The organism is Billgrantia hypersalina (assembly GCF_052584175.1).
In genome coordinates, this window is sequence record NZ_JBMIQI010000002.1 from 166998 (window position 1) to 182567 (window position 15570).

At 63.0% G+C, this 15570-nt stretch carries 18 protein-coding genes; 5 read left to right on the top strand and 13 right to left on the bottom strand.

All coding sequences use genetic code 11. The features are described from left to right. Positions 1–34 precede the first annotated feature (34 nt). Positions 35–1618 (top strand): ribonuclease J, encoded by a 1584-nt coding sequence (locus ACOJCM_RS00830; protein WP_445210180.1) that lies wholly within the window; start codon positions 35–37, stop codon positions 1616–1618. 105 nt (positions 1619–1723) lie between these two features. Here the strand turns inward: ACOJCM_RS00830 and ACOJCM_RS00835 are convergent, their stop codons facing one another. The 6 genes from ACOJCM_RS00835 to mobA all read right to left on the bottom strand — a co-directional run bounded on the left by ACOJCM_RS00835 (position 1724) and on the right by mobA (position 5711). After that, positions 1724–2014, bottom strand: coding sequence for an H-NS family histone-like protein (locus tag ACOJCM_RS00835; protein WP_010628324.1), 291 nt, complete (start codon positions 2012–2014; stop codon positions 1724–1726). A gap of 151 nt (positions 2015–2165) precedes the next feature. Further along, positions 2166–3179: a GTP 3',8-cyclase MoaA gene (gene moaA, locus ACOJCM_RS00840; RefSeq protein WP_445210159.1), complete on the bottom strand. Its 1014-nt coding sequence runs from the start codon at positions 3177–3179 to the stop codon at positions 2166–2168. Beyond that, complete coding sequence (gene moaE / locus ACOJCM_RS00845) at positions 3163–3630, bottom strand: molybdopterin synthase catalytic subunit MoaE (RefSeq protein ID WP_445210160.1); 468 nt, start codon at positions 3628–3630, stop codon at positions 3163–3165. Before moaE ends, moaA begins: the two co-directional genes overlap by 17 nt. Before the next feature lie 5 nt (positions 3631–3635). Further along, entirely contained in the window at positions 3636–4445 is an 810-nt protein-coding gene (gene moaC / locus ACOJCM_RS00850; RefSeq protein WP_445210161.1) for a cyclic pyranopterin monophosphate synthase MoaC, read from the bottom strand. A gap of 52 nt (positions 4446–4497) precedes the next feature. Beyond that, positions 4498–5082, bottom strand: coding sequence for a molybdopterin-guanine dinucleotide biosynthesis protein B (gene mobB / locus ACOJCM_RS00855; RefSeq protein WP_445210162.1), 585 nt, complete (start codon positions 5080–5082; stop codon positions 4498–4500). Beyond that, positions 5082–5711 carry a molybdenum cofactor guanylyltransferase MobA gene (mobA, locus tag ACOJCM_RS00860; protein ID WP_445210163.1) on the bottom strand — a complete coding sequence of 210 codons (630 nt, stop codon included), beginning with the start codon at positions 5709–5711 and terminating at the stop codon, positions 5082–5084. The genes mobB and mobA overlap by 1 nt, the downstream gene beginning before the upstream one ends. A gap of 141 nt (positions 5712–5852) precedes the next feature. On the opposite strand from mobA, the gene ACOJCM_RS00865 reads away from it, so the two are divergent. Then, positions 5853–6434, top strand: coding sequence for a cupin domain-containing protein (locus tag ACOJCM_RS00865; protein WP_445210164.1), 582 nt, complete (start codon positions 5853–5855; stop codon positions 6432–6434). A 34-nt stretch (positions 6435–6468) separates the two neighbouring features. On the opposite strand, the gene ACOJCM_RS00870 is transcribed toward ACOJCM_RS00865, so the two are convergent. The 7 genes from ACOJCM_RS00870 to ACOJCM_RS00900 form a co-directional block, all read right to left on the bottom strand. Further along, positions 6469–7713, bottom strand: coding sequence for a uracil-xanthine permease family protein (locus ACOJCM_RS00870; protein WP_445210165.1), 1245 nt, complete (start codon positions 7711–7713; stop codon positions 6469–6471). Between the two features lie 105 nt (positions 7714–7818). Next, entirely contained in the window at positions 7819–8448 is a 630-nt protein-coding gene (upp, locus tag ACOJCM_RS00875; protein WP_445210166.1) for a uracil phosphoribosyltransferase, read from the bottom strand. Between the two features lie 111 nt (positions 8449–8559). Further along, a complete protein-coding gene (gene ung, locus ACOJCM_RS00880; RefSeq protein WP_445210167.1) occupies positions 8560–9243 on the bottom strand; it encodes a uracil-DNA glycosylase in 684 nt (227 codons plus the stop codon). 12 nt (positions 9244–9255) lie between these two features. After that, a complete protein-coding gene (gene gpt / locus ACOJCM_RS00885; protein ID WP_445210168.1) occupies positions 9256–9735 on the bottom strand; it encodes a xanthine phosphoribosyltransferase in 480 nt (159 codons plus the stop codon). 7 nt (positions 9736–9742) lie between these two features. Further along, a complete protein-coding gene (locus ACOJCM_RS00890; RefSeq protein ID WP_445210169.1) occupies positions 9743–10288 on the bottom strand; it encodes an adenine phosphoribosyltransferase in 546 nt (181 codons plus the stop codon). A 22-nt stretch (positions 10289–10310) separates the two neighbouring features. Continuing rightward, positions 10311–11603: an NCS2 family permease gene (locus tag ACOJCM_RS00895; RefSeq protein ID WP_445210181.1), complete on the bottom strand. Its 1293-nt coding sequence runs from the start codon at positions 11601–11603 to the stop codon at positions 10311–10313. A 210-nt stretch (positions 11604–11813) separates the two neighbouring features. Further along, complete coding sequence (locus ACOJCM_RS00900) at positions 11814–12443, bottom strand: riboflavin synthase subunit alpha (RefSeq protein ID WP_445210170.1); 630 nt, start codon at positions 12441–12443, stop codon at positions 11814–11816. A 438-nt stretch (positions 12444–12881) separates the two neighbouring features. Between ACOJCM_RS00900 and ACOJCM_RS00905 the strand changes: the two genes are divergently transcribed. From ACOJCM_RS00905 to ACOJCM_RS00915, 3 genes are read left to right on the top strand one after another with little or no spacing between them, the layout of a single operon-like run. Then, positions 12882–13973, top strand: a complete 1092-nt coding sequence (locus ACOJCM_RS00905; RefSeq protein WP_445210171.1) for a methionine ABC transporter ATP-binding protein — start codon at positions 12882–12884, stop codon at positions 13971–13973. Further along, a complete protein-coding gene (locus ACOJCM_RS00910; protein ID WP_445210172.1) occupies positions 13954–14607 on the top strand; it encodes a methionine ABC transporter permease in 654 nt (217 codons plus the stop codon). Before ACOJCM_RS00905 ends, ACOJCM_RS00910 begins: the two co-directional genes overlap by 20 nt. A gap of 28 nt (positions 14608–14635) precedes the next feature. Next, positions 14636–15451, top strand: a complete 816-nt coding sequence (locus tag ACOJCM_RS00915; RefSeq protein ID WP_445210173.1) for a MetQ/NlpA family ABC transporter substrate-binding protein — start codon at positions 14636–14638, stop codon at positions 15449–15451. Positions 15452–15570 lie beyond the last annotated feature (119 nt).

Below are 15570 nucleotides of genomic sequence, written 5' to 3' on the forward strand. Positions count from 1 at the left end.
CTTCCTGCCACTGGGAGGATGCGGCGAGATCGGCATGAACCTGGGACTTTACGGGCACGAGGAGCATTGGATTGCCGTCGATTGCGGCATGATGATCCGCCAGGACCTGCCGGACACGCCTCTCCAGGTACCCAGCGTCGAAACGCCGGAAGCGCTCGGCCTGCAACCCAAGGCAATTGTCATCACGCACGGACACGAGGATCACCTCGGTGCGGTGGCCTGGCTGTGGCCCAAGTGGCAATGTCCCGTCTACGCCACGCCCCTGGCGGCAGGCCTGTTGCGCGCCAAGTTCCATGAACGCGGGCTCGCCATTGACGCCATCCAAGTGGTGGAACCCGGCGAGGCGCTGGAGAGCGGCCCCTTCACGCTTCGCTATCTGCCGGTCACCCACTCGATACCGGAGAGCTGCGCCCTGCTGATCGTGGCCGGCGACTACCGAGTTCTGCATACCGGCGATTGGAAGCTGGACCCCGAGCCCCTCATCGGCGCGCCCATCAAGGGGTCGATGTTTCGTGCCCTGGCGCCGGTTGACCTGGTGGTGGGGGATTCGACCAACGCCCCCATGCCCGGCCAATCACGAAGCGAAGGCGAAGTCGCCAGGGCACTTCAACACAGGCTGAGCCAATGCTCGGGACGGGTCGTGGTGACCTGCTTTGCCAGCAACCTGGCGCGCATACTGGCCGTAGCGCAGGCCGCGGAGCGCTGTGGCCGACGCGTCAGCCTGATGGGACGGGCCATGGAGCGTATGGTGGCCGTGGCACGCAGCCTCGGCTACCTGGAGGACATGCCGCCCCTTGTGCCGGTCGGCGATCTCGGCTATCTGCCGCCTGAGGAGGTCCTGGTGATTGCCACCGGTAGCCAGGGCGAGCCGCGTGCCGCGTTGAGTCGCCTGGCGCAGGGTCGGCATCACAGCTTCGAACTGATGGCAGGCGATACCGTTCTCTTCTCCGCCAAGGCAATTCCTGGCAACGAGCACCAGATCGAGCGTCTCAAGCACTCGCTCCGGCGGCTCGACGTGGCGATATGGGACGAATTCAACCATCCCGAACTGCATGCCTCGGGTCATCCCGCCCAGGATGAGCTACGCACTTTCTATGGCTGGATCAGGCCACACCATCTGCTACCGGTCCACGGAGAACGCCGCCACCAGCAAGCGCACCAGAAGCTGGCGGAGTCGATGGGAATCGAGGCCCCCCTGGCACCAATCAATGGCGACCTGATCCGGCTCGATGCCGAGGGGCTGAGTCTCGAAACGCGGCATCCCCAGCGCCCTTGCATCGTCAGTCAGAACGCCGTCACGCCCCTGCCTGGCCTGGCGGCAGAGCGCGGCTCCCCGCGCCACGGCATTCTTCACCTGGCGCTATCCGTCGCATCGACAGGCACGGGCTGGACGCGCATCGGACGCCTGATGATGGATGCTCATCGTGTCAGCGCCATGGATGAGGAGAGTTTCACCGATTGGCTGGACGAGCGCCTGGAAATGATCGAAGCGGAGACCTTGGCCGAACTTCGCTCGGCCCTGCAGCCCCAGGTCGCCTCCTGGCTGGGGCAACACTTGCGTCAATTGCCCGATGTACACCTGCAACTGATCGCCGTCGAGGCCCCCGCCTTCCGCTAAACCCGGCCTCGGGAAGCCACGCATACGGCAACAAAGAGAAAGGGAGCGATGCTCGGCATGGCTCCCTTTATCATGACGCAAGCAGACGATTCGCCCCCTGACGGATCACGAACCGCTGGCATTCTTGGGCGGCCGACCGCGCCGACGGCGCGGCTGCTCGCCCACGAGATCTTCCACGGAGAGACCGGCATCGCTCATGGCCTCACGGATCTCAGCCAGTTTTCTTTCCTTGTCCGCTTCCTCCTGTTTGCGGAGCTTCTCTTCCTCATTTTTCTGTTCGATGACCTCGCCGATCACATCGGAGAGCTTGTGCAGCTGCTCCATGCTCAACTGGCGAGCCGCGGCACGGGCCACATTCTTGTTGCGGGCGATGCGCTCCAGGGTTTCGCTGGACATTGGCCTCCTCCATGCAAGAAAACGACGAGTCAGCCACAAGGCTAACTCGTCGAAAGTATATGCCGATTCGGACGATTGGCAAGAAAAGGGCCGCCCGACGCCTTAGGGTAAAGCGGAAAAGAATGCCGGGAATAAATCTGACAACTGGCTTTTAGCCACCGGTCATATTCATGAAGCGGACGATCTGAACATCGCCATCAGTCGTGAAATGGTGCCGCTCGGGCTTGAGCGGCAATGCCGTGACGATAGCGCGCTTCAGCGCATCGAGATCGCCAGGATGCTGGCGCAATACGGCACGCAAGTCGACGGAATGTTCGTTGCCCAGGCACAACAGCAAGCGACCTTCCGCGGTCACGCGAACGCGATTGCAGCTGGCGCAGAAATTGTGACTGTGAGGCGAGATGAAACCGATACGGCTATCGCTATCGCTCATGCGGAAATAGCGGGACGGTCCGAGGGTCGATTCCGTGGTCGGCACCAGCTCGTAGCGCTGCTCGATCGTTGCCTTCACCTCATCGCTCGAGCAGAAGGTTTCGTCACGGGAATGATCCGATACGTCCCCAAGAGGCATCTCCTCGATGAAACTCAGATCGACCCGTTCGGCTCTGGCGAACTCCACCAGGTCGAGCACTTCATCGTCGTTACGGCCCTTGAGGATAACGGCATTGAGTTTGATACGCTCAAAACCGGCTTCCTTTGCAGCGCGCAATCCCTCCAGTACCCGAGCAAGATCGCCGGTACGCGTCAACTGGCGGAAACGTGCGGGATCGAGTGTGTCGAGGCTGATGTTGAGCCGCCCGAGGCCGGCTTCACGCAGGCGCCTGGCGTGCTTGACCAACCCTGCCCCATTGGTGGTCATGGCCAGGTCTCGCAGCCCCGGCAGCGCGCTGGTCTGCTCGATAAGCTGGTCGATGCCGCGCCGCACGAGGGGCTCACCGCCGGTCAGTCGGATCTTCTCGACCCCCATCTCCACGAACGCTCGTGCCACCATGGTCAACTCTTCCAGGGTCAGCACCTGTGCCCGCGGCAGGAAGGTCATCTCTTCACTCATGCAGTAGACACAGCGGAAATCACAGCGGTCGGTGACGGAGATCCGTACATAGCGTACCCGCCTGCCGAAGTCGTCGATCAGCTCCGACGGCAAAGTCTCAGGGAATTTCGTCATTCTCGCTCTCCCAGCGGCTGGCATCACGGTGGTCCGATTCCCGTTCGGCAACCCAATAATCGCCGGTGATGCTATGTTCCTTTTTCCAGAAAGGGGCTCGGGTCTTGAGATAATCCATCACGAAGTCGCAGGCTTCGAATGCGGCACGGCGATGCGCGCTGGCCACCACCACCAACACGATAGGATCACCGGGCGCCAGGCGTCCAACCCGATGAATGATGCGTATGGCCTGAAGCGGCCAGCGCGACTCGGCCTGCGCCACGATCTCACCCAGCGCCTCTTCCGTCATGCCCGGGTAATGCTCCAGCGTCAGGGCAGTCACGTCGGGACGTTCATTGAAGTCGCGCACCAAACCCGTGAAGCTCACCACGGCTCCAATATCCGTGCGTCCCGCCAATAGCTGCTGCTGCTCGCGGCCCGCATCGAAAGGCGACTGCTGTACCCGAATCATGACGTTCAGCCTCCCGTCACCGGTGGGAAGAACGCCACCTCATCGTCGTTGGTGATCGGCGTCGCATCCAGCGCCATGACCTGGTTCACGGCACACAGGACACGCCCCTCACTGAGGCGGGCAAAACGTGTGTCGCGCTTGACCAAGGCATGTTTCAAGCCACCGACGTCGGGGCTCGGCAAACTGTCAAGCGGCAGGGTGAGGTCGCTGATCCCCAGGCGTTCGCGCAACTCGGCCAGAAATTTCACCCTGACACAGGGCGAATCGATGTCACAGCGGCTACCCACCGATACCTGGCCGGCCGCGCCTTGGCCCGTGACGATGGGAGCCGACGTATCGGTCACGTGTCGCTGATAATCGCCCGATTTGCCACCCCGCTTGGCGTCGAGGTGAATCGCGCCGATCTCCATGTCCTTGTCAACCGCCTTGCACATGTCGTAGAGCGTCAGGCATGCCACCGAGACGGCCGTCAACGCCTCCATTTCCACCCCGGTACGGCCGTTGAGACGACAGGTGGCGACGACTTCAACACGGGAGTTCAGCTCATCCAGATGGAAATCGACCGTCACCTTAGACAGCAGCAACGCATGACAAAGCGGAATCAGTTCGTGGGTTCGCTTGGCGGCCTGGATACCGGCAATGCGAGCCGTCGCCAGCACATCGCCTTTGGGCAGCCCTCCCTCGGCGAGCAGGGCCAGGGTTTCAGGCTTCATCTGGATATGGCCGGAAGCGGTCGCCTCGCGGCGGCTCTCCGGCTTGTCGGCGACATCGACCATATGGGCCTCGCCGCGCTGATTGAGGTGAGTCAGACTCATGTAAGGCAGCCTCGGATTCGGTTGAGCGGAAGCGTGTTCGCAGCAGGTGTGTTCATGAAGAGGGCCGTGCGCGCGGCCTCCGCTCGGTCGGCCAACGCGCCGGCCAAGCGCAGATCCACTCGGCGATACTCTCCAGGTCGTCGAGGTCGAGCCACTCAACGCCATGCGGGACCTCCACACGCGGCTGGCTCGCCACGGCCTTGACCCAGGGGTCCTCGGCCACCCGCAAAGTCTTGGCCAGCGCCTCGCGGTACAGTTCCAGCTTGGGCAAGGGCCACGCCTTGAAGCCTTCCACCAGGATCAGGTCGGGGCGCTGGCCGCGTACGGTTTCGATCAGCTGTGCCAGGTCGGCCTCCTGCTGTTCGGGTGTTTCCATCATCATGGCCCACCTGGCACGCGAGGCAACCAACATCGGCGCTGCGCCTGCCTGGCGCAGGCGGTGGCTGTCCTTGCCGGGCTGATCGACATCGAACGCATGATGGGCATGCTTGATCACTGCGACACGCAGCCCACGTTGCGCCAGGCGCGGCAGCAGCCCCTCCAACAGCGTGGTCTTGCCGGTACCGCTCCAGGCGGCTATGCCCAGCAGCGGCACCCCATCGTCAAGGCGCAACTGGGCGTGCTTCGCATGTGACATCAGGGTCGGCTCTCCTCGTTCAGACGCGTTTCCAGGCGCCGCTTGTCCTCTGCGGTGTTCACATTGACGAAAGCTTCCGGGCAGTCGCCGAAATCCACCACGCTCCAGGCATGGCGGTCATACCAGCGTCCAACCTTGCGCTCCCCCCTTTCCAAAGCCACACGCAGGTCGCTTGCCAGCGAGCGTTCGAGCAGCGCCACGACCGGATGCAGGCGCTCGCCGTCATGGGCCACGGCGATGCGATGGCGACCGAGACCGGCGACCATTCTCGGCACCAGGTCGTGCGGCAGGACCGGCATGTCACAAGGCACCACCAGGACCCACGGCGTGGCGGCGGCACATAGACCGCTATATATCCCCATCAACGGGCCCTGAAACCCCTCCTCCGTGTCGCACACGACCCGATCGGCCAGACGCCGGTAGCTCTCATGGTGACGATTGGCACTAACCAGCACTTCAGCCACTCGTCCCGCCAGGCACGCCTGGACATGGCTGACCAGAGCGCGCCCGCCACACGGCTCGAGACCCTTGTCGCGTCCACCCATGCGTCGGCCCTGGCCACCGGCGAGGATCAGGCCGGTAACGTCGCTGAGCGGATCCAGGGTTCGTGTTTCGGTTCGATCTGACATGCCCCCATGATGCCTCACCCGGCCCGTCGCTACCACGTCGGGCGAGTCCATCCGAGGCATGCCATGATGCGGATCATCTTATACAGCGCGACTGGAGCAGGTATCATGTGTCAAACAAATCGAACGAGCCCTGGACGAACAATGGAAGGATTTGATGTCGGGAGCCGGCTGCGTGAACTACGCAAGGCACGCAAGCTCTCCCAGCGCGAACTGGCCAAGCGGGCCGGTGTGACCAACAGCACCATCTCGCTAATCGAGCAGAACAGCGTCAGCCCTTCGGTCAGCTCGCTGAAGAAGATCCTCGATGCCCTGCCGGTATCGATCAGCGCCTTCTTTGCCGGCGACGAGCCCTCCCCGCCTCGCGCTTTCTACCCCGCCGAGGAGCTCACCGAGATCGGCGACGGCTACCTTTCGTGGCGCCTGGTGGCGGCACGTCGCCCCGAACGCAGCATGTCGATCATCCATGAGCGCTACCCGCCCGGTGCCGACACCGGCGAGGAAATGCTCGAGCACGACGGCGAGGAAGGCGGCGTGGTGGTCGCCGGCGAGATAGAACTCACGGTAGCCGGCGAGGCGCGTGTGTTGCGCGCCGGCGATGCCTACTATTTCGATTCGCGCCTGCCCCACCGCTTCCGCAACCTGGGCGACGCGGAGTGCGTGATCGTCAGCGCCAACTCCCCACCGACCTTTTCCGAAGGCGGCAGGGAGCTACACCACGCCTAGCTTGCTTCGAAAAAATGACTTTCCAAGCGAAGCCCTATCGCTCCTCCTCGGCGCCGGGCAGCACCCAGTTGAGGACGATGCCCACCAGGGCCGCCAGGCTGACCCCCTGGAGGGTGAACTGACCGTTGCCGAACTGCATGCCACCGATGCCGAACACCAGGATCAGCGACACCACGACCAAGTTGCGCGGCGCGGTCAGCGAGTGGCCGGCGCGCACCAGCGTATTCATGCCCACTACCGCGATGGAGCCGAACAGCAAGGTCATGATGCCGCCCATCACTGGACCGGGGATGGTCTGCAGCAGCGCCCCCAGCTTGGCAACGAAGGCCAGACCGATGGCAAAGCAGGCCGCTGCCACCATGATCCTGGGGTTGAAGGCACGGGTCAGTGTCACCGCCCCGGTCACTTCCGAATAGGTGGTATTAGGCGGTCCGCCGAACAAAGCCGCGGCGGAAGTCGCCAGGCCATCGCCCAGCAGGGTGCGATGCAGGCCCGGTTTCTCCAGGTAGTTCCGACGCGTAACCGAACCGATGGCGATCATGTCGCCAATGTGCTCGACGGCAGGTGCGATGGCTACCGGAATCATGAACAGGATCGCCGCCCAGTGGAAAGTCGGCGCGGTAAACGACGGCAGGGCCAGCCAGGCCGCCTCGTGCACTGGCGTGAAGTCGACCAGCCCCATCATCAGAGCCATGGCGTAACCCACCAGGATGCCACCCATGATCGGCACCAAGCGCAGCAGGCCGCGGCCGAATACGGCCAGCACCAGCGTCACCAGAAGGCTCGCCATCGACAACAGGATCGCAGGGCCGTAGTCGATATGGTCGCTGGTTTCGCCGGTGGCCATGCTCACTGCCACCGGGGCCAGCGCCAAGCCGATCACCATGATGACCGGCCCCACCACGACCGGGGGGAGCAGCCGATGCAGCCATGCCGTTCCCTTCATGCGAACCGCCTGAGAAATGGCCACGTAGACCAGGCCAGCCGCCATCAGGCCGCCCATGGTGGCGGGCACGCCAAAGTTGGCCACCGAGCCCTGGATGGGGGCGATGAAGGCAAACGAAGAGGCCAGGAAGACCGGCACGGTAACGCGGGTCACGCCGTGGAACAACAGCGTGCCGATGCCCGCCGTGAAGAGCGCCACGCTGGGATCGAGCCCGGTCAGCAGCGGTACCAGGACCAGCGCCCCGAAAGCAACGAAGAGCATCTGGGCCCCAGTCAGCAGTACCCTGGGCAGGGATTCGGTGGGTGCCTGCGCAGCCGCCACGTGTTCGTTCATGGGTTGTATTCCTTCTTTTGTATCGTGCGTGGAGTCGAAGGCATCCTGCCCAGAAAAACGCCCCTGGATGGCGATCTCAGGGGCGTCTTTTCCGTATCGTGTGGCTTACCTCGTGCCGAAGATCTTGTCACCTGCATCGCCCAGCCCCGGAACGATATAGCCGTTCTCGTCGAGATGATCGTCCACCGCAGCGGTATAGATCTCGATGTCGGGATAGGCGTCCTGTACGCGCTTGATGCCCTCGGGTGCTGCCACCAGCACGATCACCTTCATCTGCTGGCAACCACGTTCACGAAGCATGTCGAGCGTCGCCACCATGGTACCGCCGGTGGCCAGCATGGGGTCGATGACGATGGCCATGCGCTCGTCGAGATCGCCGGCAAACTTGGCGAAGTACGGCACCGGCTCCAGCGTCTCCTCGTCGCGGTAGAGGCCTACCACGCTGATCCGCGCGCTCGGTATCAGGTCAGTCACGCCATCGAGCATGCCAAGCCCGGCGCGCAGGATCGGTACGATGGTCACTTTCTTGCCCTTGAGCAGCTTTACCGGGATCGGCTGGCCGCTCCACCCGTCGATGTCCTGATCCTCAAGCTCAAGGTCCTTCGTCGCCTCGTAGGTCAGCAGCTTGGCCAGCTCGCCGGCCAGCTCACGAAAGCTCTTGGTGCTGATGCCGGCTTCACGCATCAGACCCAGCTTGTGCTGGACCAGCGGATGTTGGATGGCGTAGACGCTCATGACGGACCTCTTGGCGTGGGGGTGGAGTGATGCTTTCAATGCCCGGGCGAATCGCGCGCTATTTTACTCTCATCCTGCGAGGAGGTTAAGGCAGCGCGACACGTCGCCGCCTCAAGGCGTTGCGGGAAGCTGCCAGTCGATAGGCTGGCGTCCATTCGCTTCAAGAAAAGCGTTGGCGCGGGAGAAGTGGTGGTTACCGAAGAAGCCACGGTGGGCCGAGAGCGGCGAGGGGTGCGGCGACTCGAGGACCAGATGCCGCGCGGTGTCGATCAGGGTTCGCTTCTGTCGCGCGTGGCTTCCCCACAGCAAAAACACGGAGGGCTCGGCATGGGCACTGACCACTTCAATGGTTTTGTCGGTGAATGTCTCCCAGCCTTTTCCGCGGTGTGAACCGGCATTGCCCTGCTCCACCGTCAGCGAGGTATTGAGCAACAACACGCCCTGGCGAGCCCAGTATTCCAGGTTACCGTGACCGACCGGCTGGAATCCGACATCCGCGGCCAGCTCCTTGTAGATGTTGACCAACGAGGGGGGCGTCGCCACGCCGGGGCGCACCGAGAAACAGAGCCCGTGGGCCTGGTCGGACCCGTGGTACGGATCCTGTCCCAGGATAATGACCTTGACCTGCTCCAGCGGTGTCAGGTCGAACGCTCGAAACCAGTGGGAGGAGTGCGGATAGATGACTTTCCTGGCCGCCTTCTCGGCGGCCAGGAAGTCGCGCAGCGCCTGCATGTAAGGGGCTTCGAACTCGCCCCCCAGCCAGCGCCGCCAGCTTTCGGGCAGCGGACAGTTCATATCATTCTCGGTCTAACGCTTGACCTGGTCGACCAGGGGTTCGACGTAGGCCACTCCCATGTCCCAGGGAAACTGGATCCAGCAGTCCTGCGCCACTTCGGTCAGGTACTGGTCCACCAGTGGCCGCCCCTCGGGCTTGGCATAGACAGTGACGAAGTGAGCCTTGGGCAGCATCTCGCGCACCTTGCGCGCGGTTTTGCCGGTGTCTACCAGGTCGTCGACCAGCAGCCAGCCCTCGCCATCGTGATCGACGCCCTTCATGACGTCCAGGCCGCCCTGATCCATGTGGTCGTAGCTCTTGATGCAGACGGTATCGATCAGCCGCACGTTGAGCTCACGGGCAAACAGCGCCGCGGGGATCAGGCCGCCCCGGGTGATGGCCACGATACCCTTGAAGTCACGCTCGACCAGTCGATGGCACATCTCGCGCACGTCGCGATGAAGCTGATCCCATGAAACGGTGAAGTGTTGATGATAGCGGGCATTGCTCATGGTGATGTCACTCGTCCTCGGTAAAGGAGCAAACCGCAAAGACGCCGAAGCCTGCCTCGCGTATCCGGCTCGACCCGCCGATCTCCGGCAGGTCGATGATGGTAGCGGTCTCCACCACTTGGCCACCGGAGCGGGTGATGAGCTTGGCGGCAGCCAGCATGGTGCCGCCGGTGGCGATCAGGTCGTCCATGATCAGGATCCGGTCCCCTTGACGAAACGCGTCGGAATGCAGCTCCACCTCCGCCTGGCCGTACTCCAGGGTGTAGGTCTCGCTAATGGTGCGAAACGGCAGTTTGCCTTTCTTGCGCACCGGCACGAAGCTGCACCCCAGCTCGTAGGCGACGGGGGCGCCGATGATGAAGCCTCGCGCATCGATGGCGGCAATGGCGTCCAGCTCCATCTCCTGATAGCGATGCACGAAGCTGTCGATCAGCTTGCGAAAGGCCGAGCTGTTCTGCAGCAGCGGGGTGATGTCGCGGAAATTGACTCCCTGCTGCGGCCAGTCGGGAACGGTTCGGATCACGGACTTGATGTAGTCGCCGTAAATACTCATCGCATGTCTCGGTGAGGGAATGTCAGTCGAGGAAGAGGAACTTCAACACGAACAGGATCGCCAATACGATCACGGCCGGGTTGAGATCGCGGAAGCGACCGGAAAGCGTCTTGATAGCAGCGTAGCTGATGAAGCCCAGCGCAATGCCTTCGGCGATCGAGAAGGTCAGCGGCATGGCGAGTGCAGCGATCAGCACGGGGGCCGCATCCGTCGGGTCGTCCCAGTTGGCGTGTGACAGGCTGCCGGCCATCAGTACCGCCACGTAGAGCAGCGCACCGGCGGTAGCATAGGCAGGGATCGATCCCGCCAGCGGAGCGAAGAACAGGCTGATCAGGAACAGTCCCGCCACCACCACGGCGGTCAGCCCGGTGCGGCCACCCGAGACGATGCCGGCAGTGGACTCGATGTAGCTGGTGGTGGTCGAGGTACCGAGCACCGCACCGGCCATGGAAGCGCCACTATCGGCCATCATGGCACGCCCCAGCCGCGGCAGCTTGCCGTCCTTGTCAAGCAGGCCGCCCTTGTGCGCCACGCCCACCAGCGTGCCCGAAGTGTCGAACAGGTCGACGAACAGGAAGGCGAAGATCACGCTGAGCATCGCCACGTCGAGCGCGCCTGCCAGATCCATCGCCATGAAGGTCGGCGCGATGGAAGGCGGCATCGACATCAGCCCACCGTATTCGTTGTGACCCAACAGCATCGCCACGACGGTCACCCCGATGATGCCGATCATCACCGCTCCGGTGACGTTCAGATAGGCCATCGCGGTGATCGCGAAGAAGCCCAGCAGCGCGTAGATGGCGGCGGGCTCGGAAAGATCACCGAGCGCGACGTAGGTGGCCGGGTTCGACACCACGATGCCGGCATTCTTCAGCGCGATCATGGCCAGGAACAGGCCAATACCGGCGGCGATGCCCAGCCGCAGGGAGAGCGGAATGGAGTTGATGATCCACTCACGAATCTTGAACACACTGAGCAGGAAGAAACAGAAACCGGAGAGGAATACCGCCCCCAGCGCCGCCTCCCAGGTGTAGCCCATGCCGAGCACCACGCCGTAGGTGAAGAAGGCGTTGAGCCCCATGCCGGGTGCTTGGGCGATCGGGTAGTTGGCCCACAGCCCCATGATCAGACAGCCGACGGCCGCGGCCAGGCAGGTGGCGACGAACACCGCACCGTAGTCCATACCGGCTTCGGAGAGAATGCTGGGGTTGACGAAGATGATATAGGCCATGGTCAGGAAGGTGGTGATCCCGGCGATGACCTCGGTCTTCACGCTGGTATTGTGTTCTGTCAGCTTGAAGCGTCTATCGAGCATATTCTTCATTTTTGGCATTCCTGCGCACAAGGGCTTGTATTCGGCCAGGGAGCGAAAAAGCCGCACATGGTACCCAAAGGCCGCCGGCGATGCGAGGCCGCCCCTGAACGCCATGCCACGGCACGGTTCGCTCTGTATAAGCAAACTCTACGCCATGCGCCAGCACGGCTTCCAACGCAGCCTTGACGAAACGGTCATTTGAAGCAGAGCTCAAACGCCACGCGAGGCGAGCACGCGCTCGACCGTCTCGACGATAGCCTGGGTCTGGGGATCGATCTCGATGTTGACCCAGTCGCCCGGCACTCGGTCGACGAGGATGGTACGCTCCAACGTCTCGGGAATGAGATCGACACAGAAGCGCGGGCCGTGTTCGGCAGTGGCGCGCCTCGTCTCGCCGATGGTCAGGCTAATGCCATCGACACCGACATAGCCTTTGTCGAACAGGAAGCGCCCCAGGGCGTGCGGCACCTCGAACCAGAGCCGGCGATTGTTGGGCGCCTGGTCCAGCTCTACCAATTCGGCCATGGCCATGACATGGCCGGACATGGCATGCCCCCCGATCTCGTCACCGAAGCGCGCCGCCCGCTCGATATTGACGCGATCCCCTTCCCGCAATGCACCAAGATTGGTCACGCGTAGCGTCTCGCGCATCAAGTCGAAGCTGACCCGCTCCCCCTCCATGGCGGTAACCGTCAGGCAGACGCCGTTGTGCGCCACCGAGGCGCCGAGCTCGAGCCCTTCCCGCAAAGGCGCCGGAAGGTTGACGACATGAGTGCGGAACGCCTCGGCCTCCCTGATGGCGACGATTTCGGCCGTTCCCTGAACGATGCCTGTGAACATGACGCCTCCTTTACGCGGGAATAGAGTGGGATGGGTGATGGGCTCGCAGTGTAAGAATTCGGTGCAACGGCGTCCATCGCTGTGGCAGCAGCCCGCCAGAAACGAGCCGGAAAAAAGAAGCAGTCACAAAGAAAAATACAGCAAGATCACCTAAAGCAAGAGGCTGATTGAACGATCATTCACCAGCCACGTTGACACCTCAGGGCGTTGGTCTTAAGATGCCGCCTCACATTTCAGGCGCCGATTTGTACCCGGATTGCGGGCGCCCACGCTGCTGCCATACGAAATCGAAGATTGCGTGTGGCAGCAGGGTGAAGTGCAGCTAAAAGGGTGTGTCCAGCGTTGATGGCCACCCGTCAGGGTGGCCTTTTTTTCGTTCCGGCTATCCGCTCTGGCTATCGCTGCGCCCACACTCCGGAACGGCCTCCAGGAAGCCAGATGATCACGCTACGCAACGTTTCCAAGACTTATCATCTTCGCAGCTCCGCCAGCCGGCTGCCGCTCGCCCCTCGCCGACGCGAGACGCAGAGCAGGACGATCGAGGCACTCAAGAACATCGACCTGCACGTCCCCCAGGGCAGTATCCACGGCGTCATAGGCCTTTCAGGGGCCGGCAAATCGACCCTGATTCGCTGCGTCAACCTGCTCGAGCGCCCTTCCAGCGGCAGCGTCGTCGTGGACGGTCAGGAGATGACCGGGCTCAGCGTCGCCGAGCTCAACCAGGCACGGCACCGCATCGGCATGATCTTCCAGCACTTCAACCTGCTGACCACGCGCAACGTCTTCGCCAATATCGCCCTGCCCCTGGAGCTGATGGGCATGAAGCGCGCTGCCATTCGCGAACGCGTCATGCCGCTGCTCGAGCTTACCGGACTCTCCGACAAGGCGCGCCAGTACCCGGCCCAGCTCTCCGGCGGCCAGAAGCAACGCGTCGCCATTGCCCGGGCGCTGGCCAGCGAACCCAGAGTGCTGTTGTGCGACGAGGCTACGTCAGCCCTCGACCCGCAGACCACCGGCTCGATCCTGGCCTTGCTGCGTGACATCAACCAGAAGCTCGGCCTGACCATCCTGCTGATCACGCACGAGATGGAGGTGGTCAAGTCGATCTGCCATCGCGTCAGCCTGATTTCGGATGGCGAACTGGTCGAGGAAGCCGAGGTAGGCGATTTCTTCACTGCCCCGCGCACCCGGCTCGGCCGTGAATTCCTCAACGACTTCCTGCAGCTGGAGCCGCCCAAGGCGCTCGTCGAGCGACTCGAGGAGACGCCGGGGCCGCACACCCACCCGGTGGTGCGCCTGGCCTTCTCCGGCGACGCCGTGTCGACCCCGCTCATTTCACGGCTGGCGCGGGAATGCGGTGTGGACGTGAGCATTCTTCAAGCCAAGGTGGAGTCGATCCAGGATCGCACCCTGGGGCTGATGATCGCCGAACTGCTCGGCTCACCGGAGCAGACTCGCCGCGCCATCGACTATCTCGAATCCCACGACCTGCAGGTGGAGGTACTCGGCCATGTCCAGCGCGATGATTGACCTGATTCTCCAGGCGACCCTGGACACGCTCTACATGGTCGCCGTGTCCGGCGTGATCTCGGCCTTGCTCGGGGTCCCCCTCGGCGTGATGCTCTACGTCACGCGTCCGCGCCAGATCCTGGCGCGCCCGGCACTGAACCGGATCCTCGGCATGGTGACCAACATCGGCCGCTCGATCCCCTTCATCATTTTGATGGTGGCGATCATTCCCTTCACGCGCCTGGTGGTCGGCACGTCCATCGGCACCAATGCCGCCATCGTGCCGCTGACCATCGCCGCCATTCCCTTCGTGGCGCGCCTGGTCGAGGGTGCCCTCAACGAGATACCGCCAGGTCTGGTCGAAGCCGCCCAGTCGATGGGCGCCACCCCCTATCAGGTCATTGCCAAGGTGCTGCTGCCCGAGGCCCGCGGCGGCATCATCACCGGCCTGACCATTACCGTCGTCACGCTGGTGAGCTACTCCGCCATGGCCGGTGCCGTCGGTGGCGGCGGCTTGGGCGACCTGGGCATCCGCTACGGCTACAACCGCTTCAACCCCACCGTCATGCTGATCACCGTTGCGATCCTGGTGGTCATGGTGCAAGGCTTCCAGAGCCTCGGGGATTATCTGGTACGCAAGTCGGATCGCAAGTGAAGCAGATCACCCAAGGAGAACGACCCTGATGCATGCAACTCTGACCCGCCTGCTCGGCGCCGCCACGTTGATCGGCGCCACCCTCATTGCCGGCTGCGGCAACGACGACGACGCTGCCGAAACACGCTCGATCAAGGTCGGCACCATGTCCGGCCCCGAATCGGAGGTGATGGAGGTAGCCGTACGGATCGCCAAGGAACGCTACGACCTCGACGTCGAGATCGTCGAGTTCACTGATTACGTCTCGCCCAATGCGGCGTTGGCCGACGGCAGCCTCGATGCCAACGCCTTCCAGCACGAGCCCTACCTGCAGAGCATGATCGAGGATCGCGGATACGACCTGGCCGTGGCCGGGCACACCTTCGTCTACCCCATCGGCGCCTATTCCGAGAAACACGACAGCATCGACGAGCTGCCCGATGGCGCCATCATCGCGCTGCCGAACGACCCGACCAATGGCGGCCGCGCTATGATCCTGATGCACAACGCCGGCATGATCGAGCTCGATGACCCCGAGAACCTCGAGGCCACGCCGGTTGACGTGGTCGAGAACCCGCAAGATTTCCAGTTCCGCGAAATCGAGGCGGCACAGCTGCCGCGCGTGCTTCAGGACGTCGACCTGGCATTCATCAACAACACCTTCGCCCAACCGGCAGGCCTGAGCCTGGACGACGCCCTGATCAAGGAGGGCCCCGAATCGCCCTACGTCAACCTGATTGCGGTGCGCGCAGGCGACGAAGAGCGCGAAGAGATCGAGCAGCTCGTCTCTGCCTACCAGAGTGACGAAGTCGCCGAGAAGGCGCTGGAGCTTTTCGACGGCGGCGCCGTGCCCGGCTGGGAGTGAACCGTTAGCCAAGTCCGACGAGAAGAAAACGGGCCGACGCCAATGAACTGCACCCCGAAAGTTGGACACCCAATCCAACCTTCGGGGTGTTTCTATGAGGAAGCGATACGACGAGAGGT